Source organism: Cupriavidus gilardii (assembly GCF_013347325.1).
In the GTDB taxonomy this organism is placed as follows: Bacteria; Pseudomonadota; Gammaproteobacteria; order Burkholderiales; family Burkholderiaceae; genus Cupriavidus; species Cupriavidus gilardii.
Genome location: NZ_CP054626.1, coordinates 623639 through 646501 on the forward strand (window position 1 = coordinate 623639; position 22863 = coordinate 646501).

The following is a 22863-nucleotide window of genomic DNA, read 5'->3' on the forward strand; positions in this document are numbered from 1 at the left end:
CATTGGCGAGTTTCGGCGAATCGGCAACGCTTTCCTCATCGGCAGGCATGGATGGACTTCGTCTAGCGGGAAAGACGACCGTCCAGGAAAGCGGCCAGCACTTCGACGCATTCCTCGACCTTTGTGGTGGTGGTGTCCACGGTCAGGTCCGGGGCGACCGGAGGCTCGTACGGTGCGCTGATGCCGGTGAATTGCGCGATGTCTCCGCTGGCGACCTTGCGATAGAGGCCCTTGGGATCGCGTTGCCGGCAGCGCTCCAGATCCGCGTGAACGTACACTTCGGCAAATCGATCCGCACCCACGATTTCCCGCGCCGCTTCACGATCGCGCGCGGCAGGCGAGATCAGCGAAGCCAGAACCAGTACGCCCTGATCGTTCAGCAGCTTCGCCATATGCGCAGCGCGCCGGACATTGGCGTGGCGCTCTTCCGCGGAAAATCCGAGATCGCTGGTCAGTCCGGCGCGCAGCTCGTCGCCGTCCACGCGCAAGGCCGTGATGCCACGGTCGTACAGCCATCGCTGCAGGTTCCTGGCAAGCGTCGTTTTGCCGGCCCCACTCAGGCCGGTCAGCCAGAGCGTGATCGGGTAGGAACGCGTGGGCGGTGGAGCATCGACCGCCTTGACATCGGGCGATGGGCGAGCTTCCTTCGTCATCGTTGACTTGGCGCTGGCTGACCGGGCCAATACCGGCGAATCTGCGCAATGCGGTCCGAGCGCGTCGTTCCGACAGCCGGAAAGACAGGAGCTCCGATAAAAACGCGCCGGATGGCCGCTCCTATTGCCGTGTTAATTGCTGTGCAATGCAGATTTAAACAACTGCGTTGCCGAGGGACTCGATACTGCTTATTTTCTGGATTCGAATGTTAGCACGCGAATATCAGGATCGAGGTTTGACTCTGCTTTGGTGTGCGCGCGCTATTTCGGTTCGTTCGAGCAGCGGAAGCCAGGCCGTCGCAATCCTGTCTGCCTCGTAATTTTTCGCCCGCTCGATTCCGTGTTTTGCCATTCGGGCCGCCATGTCCGGATGCGCGATGGTTCGGCAAATCGCGCGCGCCAGCGCATCGGCGTCGTCAACGGGGACCAGCGCCCCGTGCGCCACGGCTCCCAGTACCTCTCCCGGACCTGTCTCGCAATCGGTCGCCACGACGGGCAGGCCATAGGCCATCGCCTCGACCAGTACCAGGCCGAAGCCTTCATAGCGGGACGACAGGCAGAACAACGATGCGCCGCGATACAGCTCCGACAAATCCCGGCGCGCGGGCAGTAGCCGAACGCTCGCCGACAAGTCGAGCTCGTTCCGCAAGTTCATCAGCGCGTCGTGCAGTTCCCCATCGCCAACGATATCCAGCCGCCAATCCGGATGCTCGCGCGCGACCATCTTCCAGGCGTGCAACAGCACATCGAAGCCTTTGGCATGCGTCAACCGCCCGACGGCGAGCGCGAGCTTCGAGTTTCTTTCCGCCGGCTTTGCAGGCATCGCGAACGGCAACGCATTCGGAATGGCCACCACATTGCGCGCCCCAAGCGCCCGCTCCCATTTCTCGCGATCCCGCTGCGTCAGCACCACGACACGCTCGCAAGTGCGAACCGCAAGCCGCCGAGCGGCGCGCCGCGCGTGCCGTCCGAGATCCTGATCGAAGTTGCAGTGTTCCCACGCAATGCGCCGTACGCGGAGCCCCGCGCATGCCGGCAGCGTAAACAACGTCAGCATCGTATCGACTTCGATCAGCACATCGATCCGATGCCGCTTCAGATACCGACGAATGCCGAAGACGGTCGACAAGTAGCGCGTCTTGAACGAAGGCCGCTGTGCGAACAGCGCGTCGTGCCGCACCGCCGGTTCGAGGTCAAAACAGCTGGCGGCGTCCCACAGACTGAGGATATGGACGGTGTACCCGCGCCGCGCCAGCTCGTTGGCGATCACCGCCGTCATCCGTTCGGCGCCGGCGAACGCGTTCAGTGTTCCGGTCAGAAAGCAGAGGGTAGGCTTAGCGCTCATGGGCCGCCATGGTCGTTTGCACGGGACGAGCCGTGCGGCAACGCCACCACAGCGCGAGTCCGATCACTACCGCGAAGCCGTTGGCGAGCGCATAGCCGCCGACCGCGCCCCAGATGCCATGGCGCGGCACCGCGATCAGGTCGAATACCAGGATTATCGCCAGCGTGCCGGCCCATTTGAGCGCGACCCATTCGGGCTTGCGCAGATAGACCGGCAGCAGGGTCAGGCCGACATCGACGAACAGCAGCGCGGTGGCGAACGCCGCGACCCGCAGCAGCCCGATCGCGGTGCCGAATTGCTCGCCGTACAGCAGGTGAATGATCCAGTCCGCCGTACCGGCAATCACCGCCGCGCCCGCGAAGCCGACCACCCCGAGCAGCACCGCAAGAAGGCCGACGTTGCGGCGGGCGAGAGCGGCATCCGCTTGCCCGTAGACATAGACCGGCGCGGCACCGGCCGCGATGATGGTGGCCGCCGCGGCGTAGTTGTCGAGGATCTGCATCGTCGCGGCATAGGCGCCGAAGTCGGCGAGCGGCACCAGCGGCTGCAGGATCAGCTGATCGACGCGGCGCGCGGCCATCATCATCATGAAGCTGGCCCAGAACAGCGTGCCGCCCCGCAGCAATTGCCCCGCCAGCGCCGAATCGACCGCGATGCGCCGGTGCGGGACGCGGCTCAGGTAGTAGCCGGCGAGCAGCAGCGCCAGCACCACCGCCTCGACGGCGAAGGCGCTGGCGAAGGCCGGTGCGGCGCGGCTGCCGGCGGTGAACAGCAGCCCGACCATGCCGGCCTTGATGGTCAGCGAAATCAGGCTGAACACGGTGGCTGGCCGGTTGTTGGTATGCGCCTGCATCCAGGCACCGACCACGCCAAACGGCTCGCGCAGCAGGATCGCGGTGCCGAGCAGCAGTGCCACGGCCCAGACTTCGGGGGCGGCGCCTGCCACGGCCAGATAGCCGCACATCAGCGCATAGCCGAGCAGGCCGCCGAACGCGCGCAGCATGAAGGCATGCGCGAGCAGGCGATGCTGCGCCGCGCTGGCAGGATCGGCGACCAGCCGCGGCACCACGACTTCGCTGCCGCAGATCAACGCGACCGATGCCGCAATCGTGACCACGGCCTGGGCATACTGGAAATGCGCGAAGCCTTCGGGGCCGAGCGCGCGCGCCAGCATCGCGACGATCGCGATGCCGGTGACGACCTGCAGCCCGCGCTCGGTCAGCATCCACAGCAGGTTGCCGGCGACCCGTCTGCGCATCAGGCGGTCCCCATGCGTGCGTGGGCCTTTGCAGCGGCAAGCGCGGCGTAGCGGGCCAGCCATTGGTCCGAGATGGCCTCGAGGCCGAGCGAATCCGCGATATGGCTGTGCCTTGCCGCCTGCTGTGCGATGTCGCCGCGTCCGTCGCGCAGGGCGCGAGCGAGGGCGGCTGCCAGCGCGTCGGCATCGCCGCGCGGTACGACCTGGCCAAAGCCGTCGACCATCTGCGCGACACCGGCCGCATCGGTCGCCACCACCGGGCAGCCGCAGGCCATCGCTTCGCCGACGACCAGCGGCATGCCTTCGATGTCGGACGACAGCGCAAACACGTCCGCTGCATTGAGCAGGGCCGGGATGTCGGCGCGCGTGCCGAGCAGACGGACGCGGTCGCCGAGGGAAAGGGCCGCAATGCGGTATTCCAGCGCGGCGCGTTCGGAGCCGTCGCCCGCGATCAGCAGTCGTGCGGAAGCAAGCGACGACGGCAGGCGGGCAAATGCCTCCAGCAGCAAAGCCTGGTTCTTCTCGGGGACGAGTCGTCCGACATGAAGCAGCAGCGGTGTGGCCGCATCGAGGCCCAGCGCCGCGCGGGTCTCAGCCCGCGCCGTGCCATCGGGCCGGAACCGTGCGGTATCGATGCCATTGGGCAGCACCACGATGCGCCCCGCCGGCACCGCACCAGCCGTAATCATTCTTTCCCGGCCTTCGGCGCTGACATGCGTGGTCAGTCCAGCCCAGCGATCGGTCAGCCGATAGGCCAGCATGCGCGCCATGCCGCCCTCGCGCGCGCTGTGCGCGGTGCAGACCAGCGGCGGCATGGTGCGCGCCGGACCGGTTGCGATCAGGGCGCGGCCGAACAGGTTGGCATGGACCATGTGCGCGTGAATGACGTCCGGCCGCCAGTGTTGGATGAAACGGCGCATCTGCCGCAGCGCCCGCGCCATCGACCACGGCGATTTGCGCATGGCGAGGTTCAATGTATCGATGCCGGGCGGCAGTGCCACCTCGCATCCCGGCGTCAGGCTGACTACGGCGACCGCGTGGCCCAGTGCATCGAAGCGGCGCGCGAGCGCGGCGACCTGCTGCTCTGCGCCGCCAAGGCGCAGGCCGGTGGTCAGCAGCAGAATGCGCATCGGCGAGCGCGGTAACTGCGGCAGTTCCATGGAGGAGGCCGACGCGAACGGCAATGCCGTCGAACCCAACGATTCGGGCGCATCTGCCGACAGGCCACGCACCGGCGCCACGCCGCGCTCATGCGCCTGCATCACCGCGCTCCATACCCGGTCAGCAGCGTCCGCACCGTCTTCACCGCCACCAGCAAATCCAGCGCGAAGCTGCAATGCTTGACGTAATACAGGTCGTAGCTGAGCTTGGTCACGGTCTCTTCATGCGTGCCCGCATAGCCCTGCTGGACCTGCGCCCAGCCCGACAGCCCCGGCCGCACCAAGTGCCGGTACGGGTAGTAGGGGATCGTGTCGGCAAAGCGATCGACCATCGGCACCTGCTCGGGACGGGGGCCGATCAGGCTCATGTCGCCGGTCAGCACGTTCCACAGCTGCGGAATCTCGTCGAGCCGGTATTTGCGGATCACGCGGCCGACGCGGGTCACGCGCGGATCGCGCCGGGCGGCGAAGCGCGCGGTGTCCTGCGGCGCGGCTTCCATGCTGCGGAACTTGAGCATCGTGAACGGCTTGCCGAGCAGTCCGACACGCGTCTGCCGGAACAGCGCCGGGCCCGGCGAGTCGAGGCGGATCGCCAGCGCCACCGCCAGGGCGGCAGGCAGCGCCAACGGGGCCAGGCACAGTACCGCGGCAACGTCGATGATCCGCTTCAGATAGCCGTAGAAATAGTGCGCGGCATGATCGTCGAGGAAGTTCTCGTCGATATGGTCGAGCCCCAGCCGGCCGGTCAGCATCTCGCCGACGCGCTCGACCGAGTAGATCCGCACGTGGCTCATCTTGTAGCGCGCCAGCAGCCGCGTGCGTTCGGGATCGGCGGCGGCGCTGCGATCGAGCATCAGGCCGTCGCAGTGCACCGCTTCCTCGATCGAGCCGATCGGCTCGAAGCGGGTGCGTCCCGGCGGCAGCGCGCCGGGCATCGCCAGCAGCTGCTGCAGCTGCGCGAGCGCGGCGGGGTCGGTGTAGCCGAACACCGGCACGTAGTTCTGCACATAGCGCCGGTAGCCGGCCCAGATCCATGCGAGCGTGGTCAGGTAGCCGAGCAGCAGCGCGCCGCGCGAGTACGGAATCTGGAAGGCGGCGAAGGCGAACAGCAGCGCGACGAAGGGCAGCGTCGCCGCGAGGCCGACCAGGCTGTTGCCTTCCATCGCCGGCAGATGCAGCGAGCGGTGCAGCAGCACGAAGGCCAGCAGATACGGCGCGATCGACCACAGCAGCGTGCGCGGAAACACGTGGGTCACATAGCCGGCCTGATGGGCTGCCTCGGCGAGCCCCATGTTCAGCGCGAAAGGCAGCAGGCCGAGCAGGGCCCAGCCGAGCATACGGCTGGCGCGGCGCATCGTTTCGGAGCCGCGGGCGCGGATGGCCAGCGGTACGCGGGCTTGGCGGGCGGTGCCCGATGCCTTGTCCATGCGCAGTCCCTCAGGCCCTGTCCCGCGCGAGCGGCACGTTGGCCGGCGCGGCAGCCGGCAGATGCTCGCGGTAGGTCGACCAGGTCGCATCGGCCATTGCGGTCACGCCATAGTGCAGCGCCCAGCGTTCGCGTGCGGCCGTGCCCAGCGACGTCCGCAGCGTGGCATCGCCGGCCAGGCGCGCCAGCGCGTCGGCCAAGGCCGGCACGCTGCCGGGCGCGCACAGCAAGCCGCAGCGTCCGTCGTCGAGCTGCTCGCGAATGCCGGGCAGATCGGTGGCGACGACCGGCAGACCGGCGCGCATCGCCTCCAGAATGGACAGCGGAAAGCCCTCGTGGTCGGAGGCCAGCACGAAGGCCTGCGCCGATGCCAGCAGCGCTGGCACGTCGGCGACGTTGCCGCTGAACACCACGCGGCCGGGGGCGAGGCGTTCGGCCAGCGCCCGCATCGTCGGCAGTAGCGGACCATCGCCGGCGATCACCAGTTCGCAAGCGGCCAGCGCGCCATCGCCATGGGCCAGCTCGGCGAAGGCGCGGATCAGCAGATCGGGCCGTTTCGGGGCGGCAAAGCGCGCAACCATCACGATGCGATGCATCGGCGCGCCTGGCACAGCGCGTTCCGGCACATCCGCAATGCCGTTGTGGATCACCGCGATCCGCCGCGCCGGCAGGGGCAGGCCGCGCGCCAGTTCGCGCTCGGCCTGGGCCACGCAGATCAGCCGTGCGGTCAGCGGGGCCAGCAGCCATTCGGCGGCGCGGGCGGCGAGCCGCTGCCGGCGCGGCGCAGCGGGCTTGAAGCCGAAGCCGTGCACGGTATAGACGACCGGGATGCCGAGCAGCCAACCGGCGATGCGGCCCAGCGCGCCGGCCTTGGCGCTGTGCGCGTGGATCAGGTCCGGATCGGCCTGCCGCAGCGCCGCCATCAGTTCGCGCAGCGCCGCGATCGCGCGCAGCGGCGACAGCGCGTTGTCGAGCAGGGACAGCCGGATCGCGCGTGCGCCCAGTGCCTCGGCAGTCCGCAGCAGCGGACCGTCGCCGCCGGCCAGCACGAGCGCTTCCACACGGTTGCCCAGCGCCTCCAGCAGCGTGGCCACATGGGCCTGCGCGCCGCCGATCTCCGAATTGGTGATCAGGTAGGCGATACGGGGCCGTTCGGCCCGCTCCCGATCCGCCGGCACGGCGGAGGGGGACAAGGGCTGAAGCTGGGACCGGCGCTGGGACCGGCGCGCCGGAGAATGGGGAAACGAGCGCGGCGACAGGGGCACGGTGGCAGGAGGGCGCGATATCGGAATGGCGGCGGGAATGGCGGCGGGCGGCGCAGCAAATCGTGCGTGCGATGGCGTGTGTCAGGACACCGAACTGCCCGGCCGAACCGATTATAACTGCCGTGCCTGATCGCAATCCGGCAAAATACAGGTTTTGGCGCGCCGTTCTGGGCACATGGCAGGGCATGCGAACTGCCCGGCTCCAAGCCCTCGGTGGGGCGCCCGCTCCCTTCACTTCCAGGAAGCTGCATGCAAATCGACTCCTCCATCTTCAAGGCTTACGACATCCGCGGCATCGTCGGCAAGACCCTGACTCGCGACGTCGCCCGTGCCATTGGCCTGTCCTTCGGTTCCGCCGCCGCCGAGGCCGGCGAGACCGCGGTCGTCGTCGGCCGTGACGGGCGCCTGTCCGGGCCCGAACTGCTGTCGGCGCTGGTCGAGGGCCTGCGCGCCGCCGGCATGGACGTGATCGACCTCGGCATGGTTGCCACGCCGATGGTGTACTTCGGCACCAATATCGAGCTCGCCGGCCGCCGCGCGACCTCGGGCATCATGGTCACCGGCAGCCATAACCCGCCCGATTACAACGGCTTCAAGATGGTGCTGGCCGGCAAGGCGATCTACGGCGAGCAGATCCAGGGTCTGCGCCAGCGCATCGTCGACGAGCGCTTTGCCAGCGGTGCCGGCGGCTATCAGCAGGTCGATATCCGCCAGCTGTATCTGGACCGCATCGCCAGCGACGTCAAGCTGGCGCGGCCGATGAAGATCGCGCTCGATGCCGGCAATGGCGTGGCCGGTGCCTTCGTCGGCGATCTGTTCCGCGCACTGGGCTGCGAAGTGACCGAGCTGTTCTGCGACGTCGATGGCAACTTCCCGAACCACCATCCGGACCCCGCGCATCTGGAGAACCTGCAGGACCTGATGCGCTGCCTGCGCGAGACCGACAACGAACTGGGCCTGGCCTTCGACGGCGACGGCGACCGGCTCGGCGTGGTGACCAAGGACGGCCAGGTCATCTTCCCCGACCGCCAGCTGATGCTGTTCGCGCAGGAGATCCTGTCGCGTCATCCCGGCCAGCAGATCATCTACGACGTCAAGTGCACCGGCAAGCTGGCGCCGTGGATCCGCGAGCATGGCGGCGAGCCGCTGATGTGGAAAACCGGCCATTCGCTGGTCAAGGCCAAGCTGAAGGAAACCGGCGCGCCGATCGCCGGCGAGATGAGCGGCCACGTGTTCTTCAAGGACCGTTGGTATGGCTTCGACGACGGGCTCTATACCGGGGCCCGCCTGCTGGAAATCCTGTCGCGGCACGACGACCCGAGCGCCGTGCTGAACGCGCTGCCCAATTCGATCTGCACGCCCGAGCTGCAACTGAAGTGCGCGGAGGGCGAGCCCTTCACGCTGCTCGACAAGCTCCGCGCCAATGCGAAGTTCGAAGGCGCGCGCGAGGTCATCACGATCGATGGCGTGCGTGTCGAATATCCCGACGGTTTCGGGCTGGCCCGTCCGTCGAACACCACGCCGGTGGTGGTGATGCGCTTCGAGGCCGATAACGACGCCGCGCTGGCCCGCATCCAGGCGGAATTCAAGCGCGTGATCCTGGCCGAGAAGCCGGATGCCCAGCTGCCGTTCTGAGCGGATGCCGGTCGAACCGGCAGTTCCGTTGCAGGACAGCGCCGCCCCCGAGGCGATCGAGGCCGCCGGCATGCCGCGCCCGCTGGACGTGCGCATGCCGGAGCGGCCGCGCATCCTGGTGGTCAAGGTGTCTTCTCTCGGCGACGTCGTGCACAACATGCCGCTGGTGCACGATCTGCGCGCGCGCTGGCCCGGTTGCGAGATCGACTGGGTCGTCGAGGAGGGTTATGTCGAACTGGTGCGGCTGCTGCCGCAGGTGCGGCGCGTGATTCCGTTCGCGCTGCGGCGCTGGCGCAAGGGCCTGTCCTCCGGGGCGGTGTGGAGCGAGCTGGCGGCCTTTCGCCGCGCGCTGCGCGAGGACGCTTACGACGCGGTGATCGAGACGCAGGGACTGCTGAAGACCGCGGTCGTCTCGCGCATCGCGCGCCGCCATTCGGGGGCGCCGGTGATCGGACTGGCCAATGCGACGCAGGGCTCGGGCTACGAGCCGGCGGCGCGGCTGTTCTACACCGATCCGATCCAGGTCCCGCTGCAGACCCATTCCGTTCGTCGCTCGCGCCTGCTCGGTGCCGCGCTGACCGGCGTCGCGCCGGCCGAGCCGCCGCGCTTCTTCGGCGACCAGGCGCGCGTGCTGCATGCCAACGATCCGCTGTGGTCCGATCTGCCGACGCGCTACGCGGTCTGCTTCCATGCGACCGCCGGCGCCAGGAAGCGCTGGCCGCTGGAACACTGGCATGAGCTGGGCCGGCGCCTGTTCGCCGAGGGGCTGGCGGTGATGCTGCCGTGGGGCAACGAGGCCGAGCGGCAGGCCGCCGAGCGCATCGCCGCCGGCGTGCCGGGCTCGCGCGTGCTGCCGCGCTTCACGGTGATGCAGGGCTTCGGCCTGATCAATCGCGCCGAACTGGTGGTCGGCGTCGACACGGGGCTGGTGCATATCGCCGCGGCGCTGTGCCGGCCGACCGTGGAAATCTATACCGCGACCTGGCGCTGGAAGACCGAGGGCTATTGGTCCGCGCGCATCGCCAATGTCGGCGACGACGGCGAGACGCCGACGGTCGAGGAGGTCCATGCGGCGGCGCGCCGCGTGCGTGGGCTCGGACGGGAAGGCTGATGCTGTTGCGTGTTCTGTACAACCTGGCCTGGGGTTTGATCCTGCCGGCCGCGCTGGCCCGGCTGGCGTGGCGCGCGCGCAAGGAGCCCGGCTATCTGCGGCATGTCGGCGAACGGCTCGGACGCTACGAGGGGCTGCCGACGCAGGGCCCATGGATCTGGGTCCATGCGGTCTCGGTTGGCGAGACGCGCGCCGCGCAGCCGCTGATTGCGCGGCTGCTGGCCGCCTATCCCGGCCATCGCATCGTGCTGACCCATATGACGCCGACCGGCCGGCAGACCGGCGCCGAGCTGTTCGGCGCAGAGATGGCCACCGATCCGCCGCGGCTGGTGCAGTGCTACCTGCCGTACGACGTGCCGGCGCTGGTGCGGCGTTTCCTCGCGCATTTCCGGCCGGAGGCCGGCATGCTGATGGAGACCGAGGTCTGGCCGAACCTGGTGCGCGGCGCGCGGCTGGCCGGCGTGCCGCTGTACCTGGTCAATGCGCGGCTGTCGCCGCGCAGCTTCCGTCGTACCGCCCGCTTCGGCCGCGCCGCGGCGGCGATGTATGCGGACTTCACCGAGGTCCTGGCGCAGACCCAGGGCGATGCCGAGCGCTTTCGCGCGCTGGGCGTGGCGGCGGTGCGCGTGACCGGCAACCTGAAGTTCGACATGCAGCCTTCGGCCGAGCAGATCGAGCGCGGGCAACGGCTGCGCCGGGCCTTCGGCACGCGGCCGGTGTTGGCCGCGGCGAGTACGCGCGAGGGCGAGGAAGCGATGCTGCTCGACGCGTTGTCGCGCTGGCGCAAGCTGTGCGGGGACGTGTGGGGCAAGGGTTCGGGCGACGAGCGTCCGCCGGCGCTGCTGCTGGTGCCGCGCCACCCGCAGCGCTTCGATGCGGTGGCGGCGATGGTCACGCAGACCGGCTTCACGCTGCAGCGCCGCAGCGCGCTGGATGAGGACGGGCTCGATTGCCCGATCGAGGCCGACGTGCTGCTGGGCGATTCGATGGGCGAAATGGCCATGTATTTCGCGGCATCGGATGTCGCCTTTATCGGCGGCAGCCTGTTGCCGCTGGGCGGCCAGAACCTGATCGAGGCCTGCGCGGTCGGCACGCCGGTGCTGATCGGCCCGCATACCTTCAACTTCGCCCAGGCCACCGACGATGCGATCGCCGCCGGCGCCTGCCTGCGCATTGACAGTGCCGAGCAGCTGATGCATACCGCCGCGGTGCTGCTGTCCGATCGCGAACGGCTCGCCCGCATGCAGACACAGGCGCGCGCCTTTGCCGGCGAACACCGCGGCGCCACCGCGCGTACCGTCGAGGCGCTGGTGCCCGCGCTGCCGGCGCCGGCCCAGGCTCCGACCCCGCCGACCCCTGCCGGCCATGCTGGCCATGCTGGCCATGCGGCCGATGGATCGGCCCCGCCGCACAGCGAAGGCACTCGCTGACCGCGGCCGCGTCAAACCAATTGCGTACACTTGCTGCCAGGCGCGCCCCGTGTGGGCGCGTCCGGCATTCTCTTTGCTTCGGGACGCATCATCGTCTGCGATGCATCCCGCCAACCCGAGGAGCGAACCGATGTCCCTGTCCTTCCGCATGGGTACCGCCGCCGCGGCAGCAGCGCTGCTGGGCGCGGCGATGACCGGCTGCGCCACCGCGCCGGCCCCCGATTCGCCGTCGGCCACGCCGACCCTGAGCGAGACCCGGCCCGGCGGCCCCAGCCGCTGGGAGCTGGTGCGCTGGCAGATGCCGGACGGCTCGCTGAAACAGATCCCGCATGGCGACAACGGCGAGCCGGTACTGTTCGAGTTCAATGCCGGCATCGATGCGGCGCAGGGCACGGTGACCGGCAACGCCGGCTGCAACCGGATGACCGGCAGCTATGGCAAGACCGACAGCGGCATGCGCTTCGATCGCATCGCCACCACGCGCCGCGCGTGCCCGCCGCCATTGGTGGAGGTGGAAAACAGCCTGCTGAAGGCGATGCAATCCCCGTTTACGACGGTCGGCACGCAGCCGTCGGCGGGCTCCACGGGTCGGCAGATCATCTGGAAGACGGCGGATGGCGATCTGCTGCATTTCGTCGAACGCGAGGGCGTGGGCCGCCGCGGCGAACGTCTCGAAGGCCAGCAAGGTCAGCAGGGCCAGTCCCAGCCGCAGGCAGCCGCGTCGGGCGTCGAGAAGACCGTCTATGTGGACTCGCAGCGCGTCGAATGCACTGGCGTCGGCAAGCAGACCTGCTATCGGGTCCGCGACGATCCCAACGCCCCCTGGCAGCTGTGGTACGGACCGATCGAAGGACTCGACTTCGAGCCCGGCATCGCCTACACGCTGCGCGTGCGCGAGTACCGCGTGCCCAATCCCCCGGCCGATGCGTCCGCGATCCGCTGGGAGCTGCTGGACGTACAGCGGCGTACGCCGGTGAATTGAAGGCAAGCAGGATTTACCGATGGAGCGCAATCCCACGCCCCCCGGCACTGTGCCCGCCGGCGAGAGGGGGGCACAGTGCGCTTCTCCATCGCCGGAAAGGAGGGCGCGGCAGCGCCCGCATCCCGGCTAACGCGGCAACCAGCTCCACGCCGGCCGCTGCAGATCGACAAGGCCAGCCACCTGCGTCTGCCCCAGCTGCTTCTCCAGCACGATCGACTGGCTGTCGGGCTGCTGCTCGAGCGCCGCGATCAGCCGGGCCGCATGCGATACCACGATGACCTGCGAGCGTTGCGCGGCCTTGCCGATCATGCGTCCCAGCGCAGGCAGCAGATCGGCATGCAGGCTCGTCTCGGGTTCGTTGAGCACCAGCAGTTCCGGCGGGCGCGGCGTGTGCAGCGCCGCGGCCAGCAGCAGATAGCGCAGCGTGCCGTCCGAGAGCTCCGCCGCGCGCAGTGGCCGCAGCATGCCCGGCTGCCACAGCAGCAGTTCAAACCGGCCGTCCTGCGCGCCGACCTCGATGCGCGAGCCGGGAAACGCATCGTCGATGCATTCGTTCAAAGCCTCCCGATCGCCGATCTCGCGGATCGTCTGCAACGCCGCGGCCAGATCGCGGCCATCGTCCGACAGCACCGGCGTATGCGTGCCGACCTGCGGCTGGCGTGCCAGCGCATCGGCATCGGTACGGAAATGATCGTAGAAGCGCCATGAGCGGACCTGCTCGCGCACCGTCAGCATCTCGGGCGTGCTGCGGCGGTCCGCATATTCGGTCAGCATGCTGTCGAAGCCGCGCAGAGGCAGCGGCAGGGTTTGCCATCGCCCCTTGTCATCGCGCGCCCGCACGCCGGCGCCGCGCCGGTCGACCAGCAGCGACGAAGGATGGGCGGCCTCGCCATGCCAGATGGTTTCGCGCTTGATGTCCGGGTCCAGCGTGAACATCGAATCGATCGCCTGCCGCAGTCCGAGTTCGATCGCATAGCCAAACTCGTCCGACGCGAAGCCTAGGCGCAGCGACACCGGATGCTGGCGCACCGTGCCCTGCACCGGCTGTTCGCCGCGCAGCATCGCCCGGGAGATCGTTTCGGGACCGGCCCACAGCGTCGACTGCATGCCGCCTTCCCGCGCCAGCGCCGCCACCACACCGCCTTGCGCGGTCGCGGCCAGCAGCCGCAGCGCGCGATACAGATTCGATTTGCCGGTCCCGTTCTGGCCGCTGACCACATTGAGCGGCCCCAGCGGCATCACCAGCTCGCGGATGGAGCGGTAGTTGGCGATGGCGAGGGTGGTGATCATGTGCTGGAGGTCCGATCAGGCGCCATGCCGATGTCATCCGTATTCAGTTCGGTTCGATGGCGAAATCGGCGTCGGCATCCTCGAGAGGGTGTTCGACCAGGAACACCTTCAAGGCGCCATCGACGCGGCGTTGCCAGCCCTTGCCGCTGGAGCGGAACACGGCAAGGACTTCGGGTGACAGCCGCAGGGAGACATGTTGTTTGGTTTGCGCCTGCTTGGGCCGCCCTCGGCGTACCAGGCGCTTCCCCTCGTAGAGATCGGCTTCGTGGAAGAAGTCGGCATCCAGTTCAGGCGCATCGTCAGACTCGAGCGAGTGCTGCCTGGTAGTGCGCTTGTTCTCTTGCATTTGCCTTCCTCATGCTGATGATGCGTCGCGTCTTGCCGCGGGGCGTCCACACGATGACGACCACGCGTTGGTCCAGCGTTCCCACGGAGATGAAACGCGGTTCTCCATAGTCCTGTCGGCGGTCGGCGCGCGTGAAGTGAAGGCCATCAAATACCTTCGCGCATTCGGCGAAATCCAGCCCCCGTTCCGCGAGCGTACGTTCGCGCTTCGCGGCGTCGAAAGACAGTGTCAAGGCCATTATAGCGACGGATGGATGAATTTATGTAGCACAAAAATGTGCCTGGGGAGATCAGGACCTGGGAGTTGGGCGCGTGGAGACATGCCATGGCGCACGCCCATGGCGGATTGAATTGCGAAAGGGGGATCGCCGCTTTGCCGTTGCGGCGCCAACGGAAGAAATTCGGCCATCGGCATTGCACCGACGGCCGTGAATCGTTGTGCGCTAGCCGCGCTTTGCCGTGCGCGCCGGCTTCGCCGCCGGCGCGGCGGCCTTCGGCGGCTCGGGCAGCTTGTACATCGAGCCCGGCGGCAGGGTCAGCAGCGTGTTGATCTGCACCAGGTCGTCTTCGCTGAGCGAGCCGGTGGCGGCCTTCAGGCGCAGGCCGTTCATGATGGTGTCGTAGCGGGCGCGGGCCAGGTCGCGGCGGGTCGAGAACAGCTGGGCCTCGGCGTTCAGCACGTCGATGTTGATCCGCACGCCGACCTCGTATCCGAGCCGGTTCGACTCGACCGCGGTCTGCGCCGAGCGCTCGGCCGCTTCCAGTGCGCGTACCTGGGCCAGTCCGTTGGACACGCCGGAGAAGGTCTGCCGCGCGTTCTGCGCCGCCGTGCGGCGCGCGAATTCGAGATCGCTGGCAGCACGGTCGGCCAGCGCCAGCGTTTCGCGTGCACGCGACTGGATCTGGCCGCCTGCGTAGATCGGAATGGTCAGCTGCACGCCGATCTGCGCGCTGTTGTAGCGGCTGGCGACGTTGATCTGCTGCTGGATCAGGCCGGACGAGTCCTGATAGCCGTAGGAGGCCACCAGATCGACCGACGGCAGGTGGCCGGCGCGCGCCTTGTTGTATTCGCGCTGCGCGGTCTCGAGGTTGTAGCGGGCCAGGCTGACCTGCGGGTTGGTCTGTTCGGCCTGCTGGGCCCACAGATTGACGTCGGCCGGCTGCGGTCCCGGGATATCCGCGGCAGGGCGCAGGCCCATCAGCTCGTCCACCGGCCTGCCGGTGATCTGCTGCAGCGTCGCGCGCCGGACCTCGAGCTCGTTCTGCGCGGCGATCTCGGTCGAGACGGCCAGGTCGTAGCGGGCCTGCGCATCGTTGGTATCGGTGATCGTCGCGGTGCCGACCTCGAAGTTGCGCTTGGCCTGCTCCAGTTGCTCGGCGATCGCACGCTTCTGCGCGCCGGCCAGATACAGGTTGTCCTGCGCGGCCAGCACGTCGAAATACGCCTGCGCGGTGCGCGTGATCAGGTCCAGTTGCGCCTGGCTGAAAGTCACTTCCCCCGCCAGCGCGGCCAGTTCGCCCTGCTTGTAGGTTTCCCAGCGGTCCCAGCGGAACAGCGGCTGCGTCAGCTGCAGCGCCCAGTTCTTGTTGTTCAGGAAGCGGTTGGCGTCGATCGGCGCGCTCTGGTCGATCTTGGTGCGGGTGACGCCGGCCACGCCGTTGATCTGCGGCAGCAGCCCGGCGCGGCCCTGCGGCAGCCGTTCCTGCGAGGCCGCAAGCTGGGCCCGCGCGCTGGCGAACTGGGCGTCGTTGGACTGCGCTTCGCGATAGACCTGCAGCAGGTCCGCCGCGCTGGCCGGCAGGGGCATCACGGCGGCCAGGCACAGCGCCAGCGCCATGCCGGTCAGGCCAACGGGACGGCCGCTCGAGCGACCCTTCGACAGATCATTCGATAGACCATTCGACGCAACAGCATGCGCGGCACTCCGCGCGGAACACAGCGCAAACCTCATGACGTCTCCAGCTTGTCGGACGCTGCGCGGCCGACGGTTAGCGTCCGCTCAGTACTTCGGCATCGCGGGATCGACCTGCTCGGCCCACGCATGCACGCCGCCGCTCAGGTTGTAGACCTTGCCGAAGCCGTGCTGCCGCTCCAGGAAGTTGGCCACCTGCATGCTGCGGCCGCCGTGATGGCAGACGCAGACGACCTCGGCGTCCGGGTCCAGTTCGGCCGCGCGCGCGACGATCTGGCCCATCGGGATATGCGTGATGCCGGGCAGCGCGCAGGTCTGGACTTCCCAGTCCTCGCGCACGTCGAGCAGCACCGGCTTGGCACGGTTGGCGTCGCCCAGCCATTGGGACAACTCGGTGGCGGTAATCTGCTGCATGGTGGTTTCCGGTTCAGAACTGGAAGCGCGACGGCGGCTTGATGCCGGTCAGCGGGGCGACCGCGGTCTCGAACAGATTGACGGTCTGGTATTCGGTGTCCGACACGCGCGTGATCAGCTGCGCCTCCATCACCGGCAGCGTGCCGACGAAGGCGGCGATGCGGCCGCCGACCTTGATCTGCGACAGGATCGCCTCGGGCACCGCCGGCAGCGAGCCGGAGATGCAGATCACGTCGTAGGGGGCGCCGGCGGGCCAGCCTTCGGCGGCGTTGCCCTCGGCCACCTCGGCATTGACGATGCCGGCCTTGGCGAGGTTGTCGCGGGCCAGCGCGGCCAGCTCGGGGCGGATGTCGACGGTCAGCACGTGGCGGGCGCGATGCGCCAGCAGCGCGGCCATGTAGCCGGAACCGGCGCCGATCTCGAGCACGTTCTCGTGCTTGCGCACGCCCAGTTCCTGCAGCACGCGGGCCTCGACGCGCGGCGCCAGCATGTTCTGGCCGCCCGGCAGCGGGATTTCCGTATCGACGAAGGCCAGCGCCTGGTACGCCGTGGGCACGAACTGCTCGCGCTTGACCACGGCCAGCAGGTCGAGGATTTCCTGATCCAGCACGTCCCAGGGCCGGATCTGCTGTTCGATCATGTTGAATCGGGCTTTTTCGAGGTCCATCTTGCCTTCCTTGCTATGCCAACCGCTGTTTGTTTCGTGTTCCGGCCGCGCGGTGCCAGGGGCCGGGGAATTCCGTCAAACCCGACATTTTAACTCCCCGGCGTGACGCCGGGGCATCCGACCGGAGCGGGGGGCGGGGCGCACGGCGCCGGCGGGCCGGGCCGTCATTCCGCGCTCGCGGGACGGCCCGGGGCGGGCAGGGCAGGCTCCGCGGCCGGGTCCTGGCTCGCTGGTGCCACTGCCTCGGTCCCGCCCTCCGGCCCCTCCGCTGCCGCCTTGCCCCGCCAGCGTCGGGCCAGCCAGCCGCCAAGGTCGTCCAGGTAGGTGTAGATCACCGGCACCACCACCAGCGTCAGGATCGACGAGGTGATGATGCCGCCGATCACCGTCTGCCCCATCGGCGCGCGCTGCTCGGCGCCTTCGCCAAGGCTGAAGGCCAGCGGCACCATGCCGAAGATCATCGCCAGCGTGGTCATCAGGATCGGGCGCAGCCGCACGCGCGCCGCCTCGACCAGCGCGGCCTCGCGCGATAGCGGCGCCTTGCCATGCTCGCCGCGCCGCGCCTGATTGGCGAAGTCGACCAGCAGGATCGCGTTCTTGGTCACCAGGCCCATCAGCATGATGAAGCCGATGATCGAGAACATGTTCAGCGTCGAGCCGAACAGCAGCAGCGCCGCGAACACGCCGATCAGCGTCAGCGGCAGCGAGGTCATGATGGCGATCGGCTGGAAGAAGCTGGCGAACTGCGACGCCAGGATCATGTAGATGAAGATCACTGCCAGCGCGAGCGCCGACACCGCATAGCCGAACGATTCGTTCATCGACTTGGTCGACCCGCCGAAGCGGTACTTGTAGCCGACCGGCCATGTCATGCCGTCGAGCGCCTGCTTGATGTCGCGCGCGACTTCGCCCTGCGACCGTCCGGCCGTATTGGCCGTCAGCTCGACCTCGCGATTCAGGTCGCGCCGGCTGATCTGGTTGGCGCCGGTGGTCGGTACCAGCTCGGCGATCTGGCGCAGCGGCACCATCCGGGGCGAGCCGTCGGGGTTGGTCTGCGTGCTGGCGATCATCAGCGCCGACAGGTCCGCCATGCCGGTGCGCGCGTCCTTCGGCAGCCGCACGCGCACGTCGTAGTTCTCGTCATCCGGCGCGCGCCAGCTGCTGATCGCATCGCCGGCCAGCAGCGGCCGCAGCGCGTTGCCGATCTGCGCGATGCCGATGCCTAGGTCCGAGGCCAGCTCGCGGCGGATGCGCACCTCGACCGTGGGGCGATCGTCCTTCATGCTCGAATCGAGATCGACCAGGCCCGGGATCGCCCGCATCCTGCGCGTAGCCTCCTCCGACAGCCGCTTCAGTTCGCCCAGGTCGTCGCCCTGCAGCGAGACCTGGATCGCCTTCTGCCCGCCGGCGCCATCGGGCATGCCGACCATCGTCAGCGTGATGCCGGCGATGCGGTTCATGCGTTCGCGGATCAAGGGATTGAGCTGCGCGGTGGTCCGCTCGCGCTGCTTGCGGTCGACCAGCCGCACCGACACCAGCGCGTTGTTGCGGCCCGAGGTGTTGCCGGCATTGATGGTGGCGTAGGTATAGGCGACCTCCGGGAATTCGCGCAGCGCGGCCTCGACCTGCCGCACCTTGGCCTCGGTGACCTCGAGCGCGGTGCCCACCGGCGTGGTGAAGCCGATCTGCGTCTCCCCCAGGTCGGCGTTCGGCACGAACTCGGTGCCGATCAGCGGCACCAGCGCGAAGCTGCCGAAGAAGGTCGCCACGGCGATCAGCGCGGTGGCCAGCCGGTGCTTCAGCGCCCAGCCCAGCATCGCGCCATAGCCGTGGCCGAGCGCGTCCATCCGCGACGAGAACCAGTCCAGCAGCCGGCCGATGCTGCGCCCGTACCAGCTGCGCTTGTTGCCGGTGCCGTGCAGGTCCGGATCGTGCCAGACCGACGACAGCACCGGATCCAGCGTGAACGACACGAACATCGAGATCATCACCGCGGCGACCACGGTGATGCCGAACTGATGGAAGAAGCGGCCGATGATGCCGCCCATGAAGCCGACCGGCAGGAACACCGCGACGATCGAGAAGGTCGTCGCCAGCACCGCCAGGCCGATCTCCTCGGTGCCGTCCAGCGCCGCCGCGCGGTGGTTCTTGCCCATCAGGTTGTGCCGCACGATGTTCTCGCGCACGACGATGGCATCGTCGATCAGCAGGCCGACGCATAGCGACAGCGCCATCAACGTGATCACGTTCAGCGTGAAGCCGAACAGGTACATCACGCCGAAGGTGCCGATCAGCGCGATCGGCAGCGTCAGGCCGGTGATCACCGTGCTGCGCCACGAGCCGAGGAACAGGAATACGATCGCCACTGTCAGGAAGGCGCCCTCGAGCAGCGTCGAGCGGACCTCGTCGACGCTGCGGCGGATGCCGCGCGCGCTGTCGTTGATCACGGTCAGCTGCACGCCGGCCGGCACCAGCTTGCGCACCTCGTCGGTCATGCGGATCAGCCCGTCTACCGTATCGACGGTGTTCTGCCCCTGCGCCTTGACGACCGACAGGAACAGCGCGCGCTTGCCGCCGAGCAAGGCCAGGCTTTCCTGTTCCTGCTCGCCGTCGCGTACCTCGGCCACCTGCTCCAGCGTGACGGGCTGGTTGCCGCGCCGCGCGACGATGATCTGCCTGAACGCGGCGGGATCGACCACGCGGCCCTTGATCTGCACCACGGTCTCGGTCGCCGACGAACGCAGCTCGCCCGCCGGCAGCTCCTGGTTCTCGTTGCGGATCGCGGTCATCACCTGATCGACGCCGATGCCCAGCGCCTCGAGCTGGGCCGGCCGGATGCGGATCTCGATCTCGCGCTTGGTGCCGCCGACGATGCTGATCGCGCCGACGCCGCGCACCGTCTCCAGCCGTTTGCGCACGATCTGGTCGGCGATGGTGGTCAGCTCGCGCTGGCTGCGCGCCGAGCCGGGCGCGTTGGAGACCGACAGATGGAAGATCGGCGCGTCCGACGGGTCGTAGCGCAGCACGCGCGGTTCCTCGACCTCGTCGCGGAACTGCGGGCGGATCAGCGCGATCTTGTCGCGCACGTCCTGGGCGGCCTGCGCCACGTCGACCGACAGGTCGAACTTGATCACGACGACCGAGGTGCCCTGGTACGAGTGCGAGAAGATCTCGTCGATGCCCGAGATCGTATTGACGATCTCCTCGACCTTGCGCGTGACATCGGACTCGACCGACTCGGGCGGCGCGCCCGGATATTCGGTCTGCACCACGACGATCGGGAAGGTGATGTCGGGAAACTGGTCGACCGGCAGCCGCTGGTACGAAAACAGCCCGATCACGATGAAGGCCATCATCATCATCGTGGCCATCACCGGGTTGCGGATCGACAGACGCGTGAACCACATATCGGGCGCTCCGCTCGTTCAGGCCTTGGTCAGGCGAACCTGACTGCCGACCCGCAAGGTGCCGAGGTTGCTGCGCACGACCTGCGCGCCGCTCGCCAGCCCGCCGGCGATCTCGACCAGCCCGGTGCTGTCGTCGCGGATGCCAAGCTGCACCGGCCGCTCGGCCAGCACGCCGTTCTCGATCACATAGACGAAGGCGCGCTCGCCCTCGGCGCGTACCGCGGTGATCGGCACCGACACCACGCCGGCGCGCTGTCCCAGCACCAGTCCGCCCTGTGCGAACATGCCGGCGCGCAGCCGATGCTCGGGGTTGTCGACGCGCACGTAGACCATGATGCTGCGCGTGCCCTGCGTGACGGCCGGATTGATCCGCACCAGCTTGCCCTCGAAGCGGCCCGCGCCCTCGACGTCGAGCTGCACCGGCTGGCCGATCGCGACCCGGCCCACGTCGCCCATCGGCACCGGCGCTTCCAGTTCGAGGACGCGCAGGTCGACCACCTCCAGCAGCGCGGTGTCCGGCGACACCTTCTCGCCCGGCTGCACCGAACGGACCGCGACCATGCCGTCCAGCGGCGACTTGACCACCGTGTCGGACAGCGCCTTCTGCGCAACCGCCAGTCCGCCTTCGGCCGCATCGAGATTGGCCCTGGCCACGTCGAGTTCGGACTGGAACTTGTCGAAGGCGGTCTTCGAAATGAAGCCGCGCCCGACCAGATCGCGATTGCGCTCGTACGTCTGCCGCGCGTTCTCGTACTGCCCGCGCTGGGCCAGCATCTGCCCGCGCGCCTGCGTGACCTTGGCCTGGTATTCGGTCGGATCGATGCGCACGATCACCTGGCCGGCGCGCACCGGCTCTCCTTCGCGCACCAGCACGTCGCGGACCTCGCCCGAGACCTTGGCCTTGACCGCGGCCTGGTGCAGCGCGCGCAGGCTGCCCGACAGCGGCAGCGTCACGCGCAGTTCGTGCGTCGCGGCGGCGACCACGTCGGCCTGCAGCAGCTCGATCACGTTGGCCGCCGGCGCGGCGGCCAACGCGGCGGGCGGCTGCTTGCTGCCGCTGGCCTTGCGCACCATGGCGCCGGCGCCGACCAGCACGGCCAAGGCCAGCACGGCCAGCCCCAACACCATGGGCAGCAGCTTGTTACGCGGAATCTTCATCGTCGGGAGCGCGGCCGGCGCGGCGGCGCTTCGGTTTCGGTTCGGGGCTGGCCGCCGCGGTGGGGCGGCCGTCTGCACGTGCGGCCGGGCGCGCAGTGGTGCGCTGCTTTGCATCGAGGGGCGCGTCATCCTGCAATCGCGCTTGCTGCTGCATCTCGTCCCGGATCTGTTCCCAGACGTAGGGGCCGGCCTGCGGTGGCAGCGGCGTATCGCGCGCGGCGCCGGCGGTCAGGCCGAACAGCAGTACCTGCAGCAGGTTGTCGAGGAACGCCTCGGGGTCGATGTCGGTGTCGGCGCCGATGCGGAAGGCGCGCTGCCACAGCATCAGGAATACCAGCGGGGCGCAGATCAGCGTGGTGGTCGGATTGGCCGGCAGCGCGCGGAACTCGCCGCGGGCGACGCCACGCGCCAGCACGCGCGCGAACAGCTCGTCGCCGGGCACCATCACTTCCTCGTGGTAGAAGCGCGCGATATCGGGGAAGTTGGCCGATTCGGCCATGATCAGCTTGGTCAGGCCCGCCACCGGGGTCGCGCCGATCAGTCCCCACCAGCCGCGCAGCAGCTCGCGCAGCAGTTCCGGCGTCGAGCCTTCGTAGCTGTCGACCAGATCGGTGCCGCGCACCAGCGCCGGCACGAGGTTCTCGCGCACCACGGTCTTGAACAGTTCCTTCTTGTTGGCGAAGTACAGATAGACCGTGCCCTTCGATACCCCGGCCGCCGCGGCGACGTCCTCCAGCCGCGTGGCCGCGTAGCCGCGCTCGACGAACAGTTCGAGCGCCGCCGCCACCAGCTCCTGCGGACGGGCGGATTTGCGGCGCGACCAGCGCCGCGCTTCGGGGGCGCCGCCGTGGGCACCGTCGTTGGCGCCAACGCTGGCATCGAGGCGTCGGACTTGGGGTGGATTCACTGCAGGGGAGCACCGCGCCAGGACGGGCGGCGAAATAAATAACCGATGGGTCAGTAATGTAGTGTGCACGCCCGGGAGAGGTCAAGCGCGGCGCCCGGATGTGGGCCGGAACACAGGCCGCGGCCGGGCAGTGGTGCACAATGGCGGCTTTGGCGCCGGGGCGAACCCGCCCGCGCCAGGCCGTTCTGAACCATTGCGATGTCCTGCCAGTCTGACGTTTCCTGCCGTGCCGGTTGCGGCGCCTGCTGTATCGCGCCGTCGATCGCCTCGCCGCTGCCGGGCATGCCGCGGGGCAAGCCGGCCGGCGTACCGTGCGCGCAGCTGCTGCCCGATATGCGCTGCGCGGTGTTCGGCCGCCCCGAGCGGCCTGCCTTCTGCGGCGGCCTGCGGCCCTCGGCCGAGATGTGCGGCGATTCGCGCGACGCGGCGCTGCACTGGCTGACGCAACTTGAGGTCGCGACCGCGCCGGCATCGGCCCGCGGCGCCTGATCCCAACC

General features: G+C 68.7%; 20 protein-coding genes. 5 read left to right on the plus strand and 15 right to left on the minus strand.

Annotation, left to right across the window (positions count from 1 at the left end; genetic code table 11):
- Window positions 1-62 precede the first annotated feature (62 nt).
- The 6 genes from cysC to FOB47_RS12995 all read right to left on the minus strand — a co-directional run bounded on the left by cysC (window position 63) and on the right by FOB47_RS12995 (window position 7035).
- Window positions 63-653 (minus strand): adenylyl-sulfate kinase, encoded by a 591-nt coding sequence (cysC, locus tag FOB47_RS12970; protein WP_226994825.1) that lies wholly within the window; start codon window positions 651-653, stop codon window positions 63-65.
- A gap of 223 nt (window positions 654-876) precedes the next feature.
- Window positions 877-1998, minus strand: a complete 1122-nt coding sequence (locus FOB47_RS12975; RefSeq protein ID WP_174781263.1) for a glycosyltransferase family 4 protein — start codon at window positions 1996-1998, stop codon at window positions 877-879.
- A complete protein-coding gene (locus FOB47_RS12980; protein ID WP_174781264.1) occupies window positions 1988-3256 on the minus strand; it encodes a lipopolysaccharide biosynthesis protein in 1269 nt (422 codons plus the stop codon). The genes FOB47_RS12975 and FOB47_RS12980 overlap by 11 nt, the downstream gene beginning before the upstream one ends.
- Window positions 3256-4386, minus strand: coding sequence for a glycosyltransferase (locus FOB47_RS12985; RefSeq protein WP_174782417.1), 1131 nt, complete (start codon window positions 4384-4386; stop codon window positions 3256-3258). Before FOB47_RS12985 ends, FOB47_RS12980 begins: the two co-directional genes overlap by 1 nt.
- 131 nt (window positions 4387-4517) lie before the next feature.
- On the minus strand, window positions 4518-5843 hold the full coding sequence (locus FOB47_RS12990) for an exopolysaccharide biosynthesis polyprenyl glycosylphosphotransferase (RefSeq protein WP_053822997.1): 1326 nt from the start codon (window positions 5841-5843) through the stop codon (window positions 4518-4520).
- Window positions 5844-5853: 10 nt separating this feature from the next.
- Window positions 5854-7035, minus strand: coding sequence for a glycosyltransferase family 4 protein (locus FOB47_RS12995; RefSeq protein ID WP_174781265.1), 1182 nt, complete (start codon window positions 7033-7035; stop codon window positions 5854-5856).
- A 321-nt stretch (window positions 7036-7356) separates the two neighbouring features.
- Between FOB47_RS12995 and FOB47_RS13000 the strand changes: the two genes are divergently transcribed.
- The 4 genes from FOB47_RS13000 to FOB47_RS13015 all read left to right on the plus strand — a co-directional run bounded on the left by FOB47_RS13000 (window position 7357) and on the right by FOB47_RS13015 (window position 12265).
- Window positions 7357-8742 (plus strand): phosphomannomutase/phosphoglucomutase, encoded by a 1386-nt coding sequence (locus tag FOB47_RS13000; RefSeq protein ID WP_174781266.1) that lies wholly within the window; start codon window positions 7357-7359, stop codon window positions 8740-8742.
- Window positions 8723-9853, plus strand: coding sequence for a lipopolysaccharide heptosyltransferase I (gene waaC, locus FOB47_RS13005; protein WP_390884811.1), 1131 nt, complete (start codon window positions 8723-8725; stop codon window positions 9851-9853). Before FOB47_RS13000 ends, waaC begins: the two co-directional genes overlap by 20 nt.
- Before the next feature lie 2 nt (window positions 9854-9855).
- Complete coding sequence (gene waaA / locus FOB47_RS13010; protein WP_174782419.1) at window positions 9856-11283, plus strand: lipid IV(A) 3-deoxy-D-manno-octulosonic acid transferase; 1428 nt, start codon at window positions 9856-9858, stop codon at window positions 11281-11283.
- Between the two features lie 130 nt (window positions 11284-11413).
- Complete coding sequence (locus FOB47_RS13015) at window positions 11414-12265, plus strand: META and DUF4377 domain-containing protein (protein WP_244959413.1); 852 nt, start codon at window positions 11414-11416, stop codon at window positions 12263-12265.
- A 126-nt stretch (window positions 12266-12391) separates the two neighbouring features.
- On the opposite strand, the gene FOB47_RS13020 is transcribed toward FOB47_RS13015, so the two are convergent.
- The 9 genes from FOB47_RS13020 to FOB47_RS13060 form a co-directional block, all read right to left on the minus strand.
- Window positions 12392-13555, minus strand: a complete 1164-nt coding sequence (locus tag FOB47_RS13020; RefSeq protein ID WP_174781267.1) for an AAA family ATPase — start codon at window positions 13553-13555, stop codon at window positions 12392-12394.
- A 43-nt stretch (window positions 13556-13598) separates the two neighbouring features.
- Window positions 13599-13901, minus strand: a complete 303-nt coding sequence (locus FOB47_RS13025) for a BrnA antitoxin family protein (RefSeq protein ID WP_053821192.1) — start codon at window positions 13899-13901, stop codon at window positions 13599-13601.
- Window positions 13855-14139 (minus strand): BrnT family toxin, encoded by a 285-nt coding sequence (locus FOB47_RS13030; protein WP_390884810.1) that lies wholly within the window; start codon window positions 14137-14139, stop codon window positions 13855-13857. The genes FOB47_RS13025 and FOB47_RS13030 overlap by 47 nt, the downstream gene beginning before the upstream one ends.
- Before the next feature lie 204 nt (window positions 14140-14343).
- Entirely contained in the window at window positions 14344-15738 is a 1395-nt protein-coding gene (locus tag FOB47_RS13035) for a TolC family outer membrane protein (RefSeq protein ID WP_174781269.1), read from the minus strand.
- A 162-nt stretch (window positions 15739-15900) separates the two neighbouring features.
- Window positions 15901-16227 (minus strand): rhodanese-like domain-containing protein, encoded by a 327-nt coding sequence (locus tag FOB47_RS13040; RefSeq protein WP_006579501.1) that lies wholly within the window; start codon window positions 16225-16227, stop codon window positions 15901-15903.
- Between the two features lie 13 nt (window positions 16228-16240).
- Window positions 16241-16894: a protein-L-isoaspartate O-methyltransferase family protein gene (locus tag FOB47_RS13045; RefSeq protein WP_053821194.1), complete on the minus strand. Its 654-nt coding sequence runs from the start codon at window positions 16892-16894 to the stop codon at window positions 16241-16243.
- Window positions 16895-17058: 164 nt separating this feature from the next.
- On the minus strand, window positions 17059-20301 hold the full coding sequence (locus FOB47_RS13050) for an efflux RND transporter permease subunit (RefSeq protein ID WP_174781270.1): 3243 nt from the start codon (window positions 20299-20301) through the stop codon (window positions 17059-17061).
- 18 nt (window positions 20302-20319) lie between these two features.
- Window positions 20320-21429: an efflux RND transporter periplasmic adaptor subunit gene (locus FOB47_RS13055; RefSeq protein WP_174782421.1), complete on the minus strand. Its 1110-nt coding sequence runs from the start codon at window positions 21427-21429 to the stop codon at window positions 20320-20322.
- A gap of 13 nt (window positions 21430-21442) precedes the next feature.
- A complete protein-coding gene (locus tag FOB47_RS13060) occupies window positions 21443-22366 on the minus strand; it encodes a TetR/AcrR family transcriptional regulator (RefSeq protein WP_244959414.1) in 924 nt (307 codons plus the stop codon).
- A gap of 198 nt (window positions 22367-22564) precedes the next feature.
- On the opposite strand from FOB47_RS13060, the gene FOB47_RS13065 reads away from it, so the two are divergent.
- Window positions 22565-22855, plus strand: a complete 291-nt coding sequence (locus tag FOB47_RS13065) for a YkgJ family cysteine cluster protein (RefSeq protein WP_053821197.1) — start codon at window positions 22565-22567, stop codon at window positions 22853-22855.
- The last annotated feature ends 8 nt before the right edge of the window (window positions 22856-22863 follow it).

Coding starts and splice junctions, on each gene's coding strand:
- cysC (WP_226994825.1), bottom strand. CDS start 653: ATGACGAAGGAAGCTCGCCCATCGCCCGATGTCAAGGCGGTCGATGCT.
- FOB47_RS12975 (WP_174781263.1), bottom strand. CDS start 1,998: ATGAGCGCTAAGCCTACCCTCTGCTTTCTGACCGGAACACTGAACGCG.
- FOB47_RS12980 (WP_174781264.1), bottom strand. CDS start 3,256: ATGCGCAGACGGGTCGCCGGCAACCTGCTGTGGATGCTGACCGAGCGC.
- FOB47_RS12985 (WP_174782417.1), bottom strand. CDS start 4,386: ATGCGCATTCTGCTGCTGACCACCGGCCTGCGCCTTGGCGGCGCAGAG.
- FOB47_RS12990 (WP_053822997.1), bottom strand. CDS start 5,843: ATGGACAAGGCATCGGGCACCGCCCGCCAAGCCCGCGTACCGCTGGCC.
- FOB47_RS13000 (WP_174781266.1), top strand. CDS start 7,357: ATGCAAATCGACTCCTCCATCTTCAAGGCTTACGACATCCGCGGCATC.
- waaC (WP_390884811.1), top strand. CDS start 8,723: ATGCCCAGCTGCCGTTCTGAGCGGATGCCGGTCGAACCGGCAGTTCCG.
- FOB47_RS13015 (WP_244959413.1), top strand. CDS start 11,414: ATGTCCCTGTCCTTCCGCATGGGTACCGCCGCCGCGGCAGCAGCGCTG.
- FOB47_RS13020 (WP_174781267.1), bottom strand. CDS start 13,555: ATGATCACCACCCTCGCCATCGCCAACTACCGCTCCATCCGCGAGCTG.
- FOB47_RS13025 (WP_053821192.1), bottom strand. CDS start 13,901: ATGCAAGAGAACAAGCGCACTACCAGGCAGCACTCGCTCGAGTCTGAC.
- FOB47_RS13030 (WP_390884810.1), bottom strand. CDS start 14,139: ATGGCCTTGACACTGTCTTTCGACGCCGCGAAGCGCGAACGTACGCTC.
- FOB47_RS13035 (WP_174781269.1), bottom strand. CDS start 15,738: ATGGCGCTGGCGCTGTGCCTGGCCGCCGTGATGCCCCTGCCGGCCAGC.
- FOB47_RS13040 (WP_006579501.1), bottom strand. CDS start 16,227: ATGCAGCAGATTACCGCCACCGAGTTGTCCCAATGGCTGGGCGACGCC.
- FOB47_RS13045 (WP_053821194.1), bottom strand. CDS start 16,894: ATGGACCTCGAAAAAGCCCGATTCAACATGATCGAACAGCAGATCCGG.
- FOB47_RS13050 (WP_174781270.1), bottom strand. CDS start 20,301: ATGTGGTTCACGCGTCTGTCGATCCGCAACCCGGTGATGGCCACGATG.
- FOB47_RS13055 (WP_174782421.1), bottom strand. CDS start 21,429: ATGGTGTTGGGGCTGGCCGTGCTGGCCTTGGCCGTGCTGGTCGGCGCC.
- FOB47_RS13065 (WP_053821197.1), top strand. CDS start 22,565: ATGTCCTGCCAGTCTGACGTTTCCTGCCGTGCCGGTTGCGGCGCCTGC.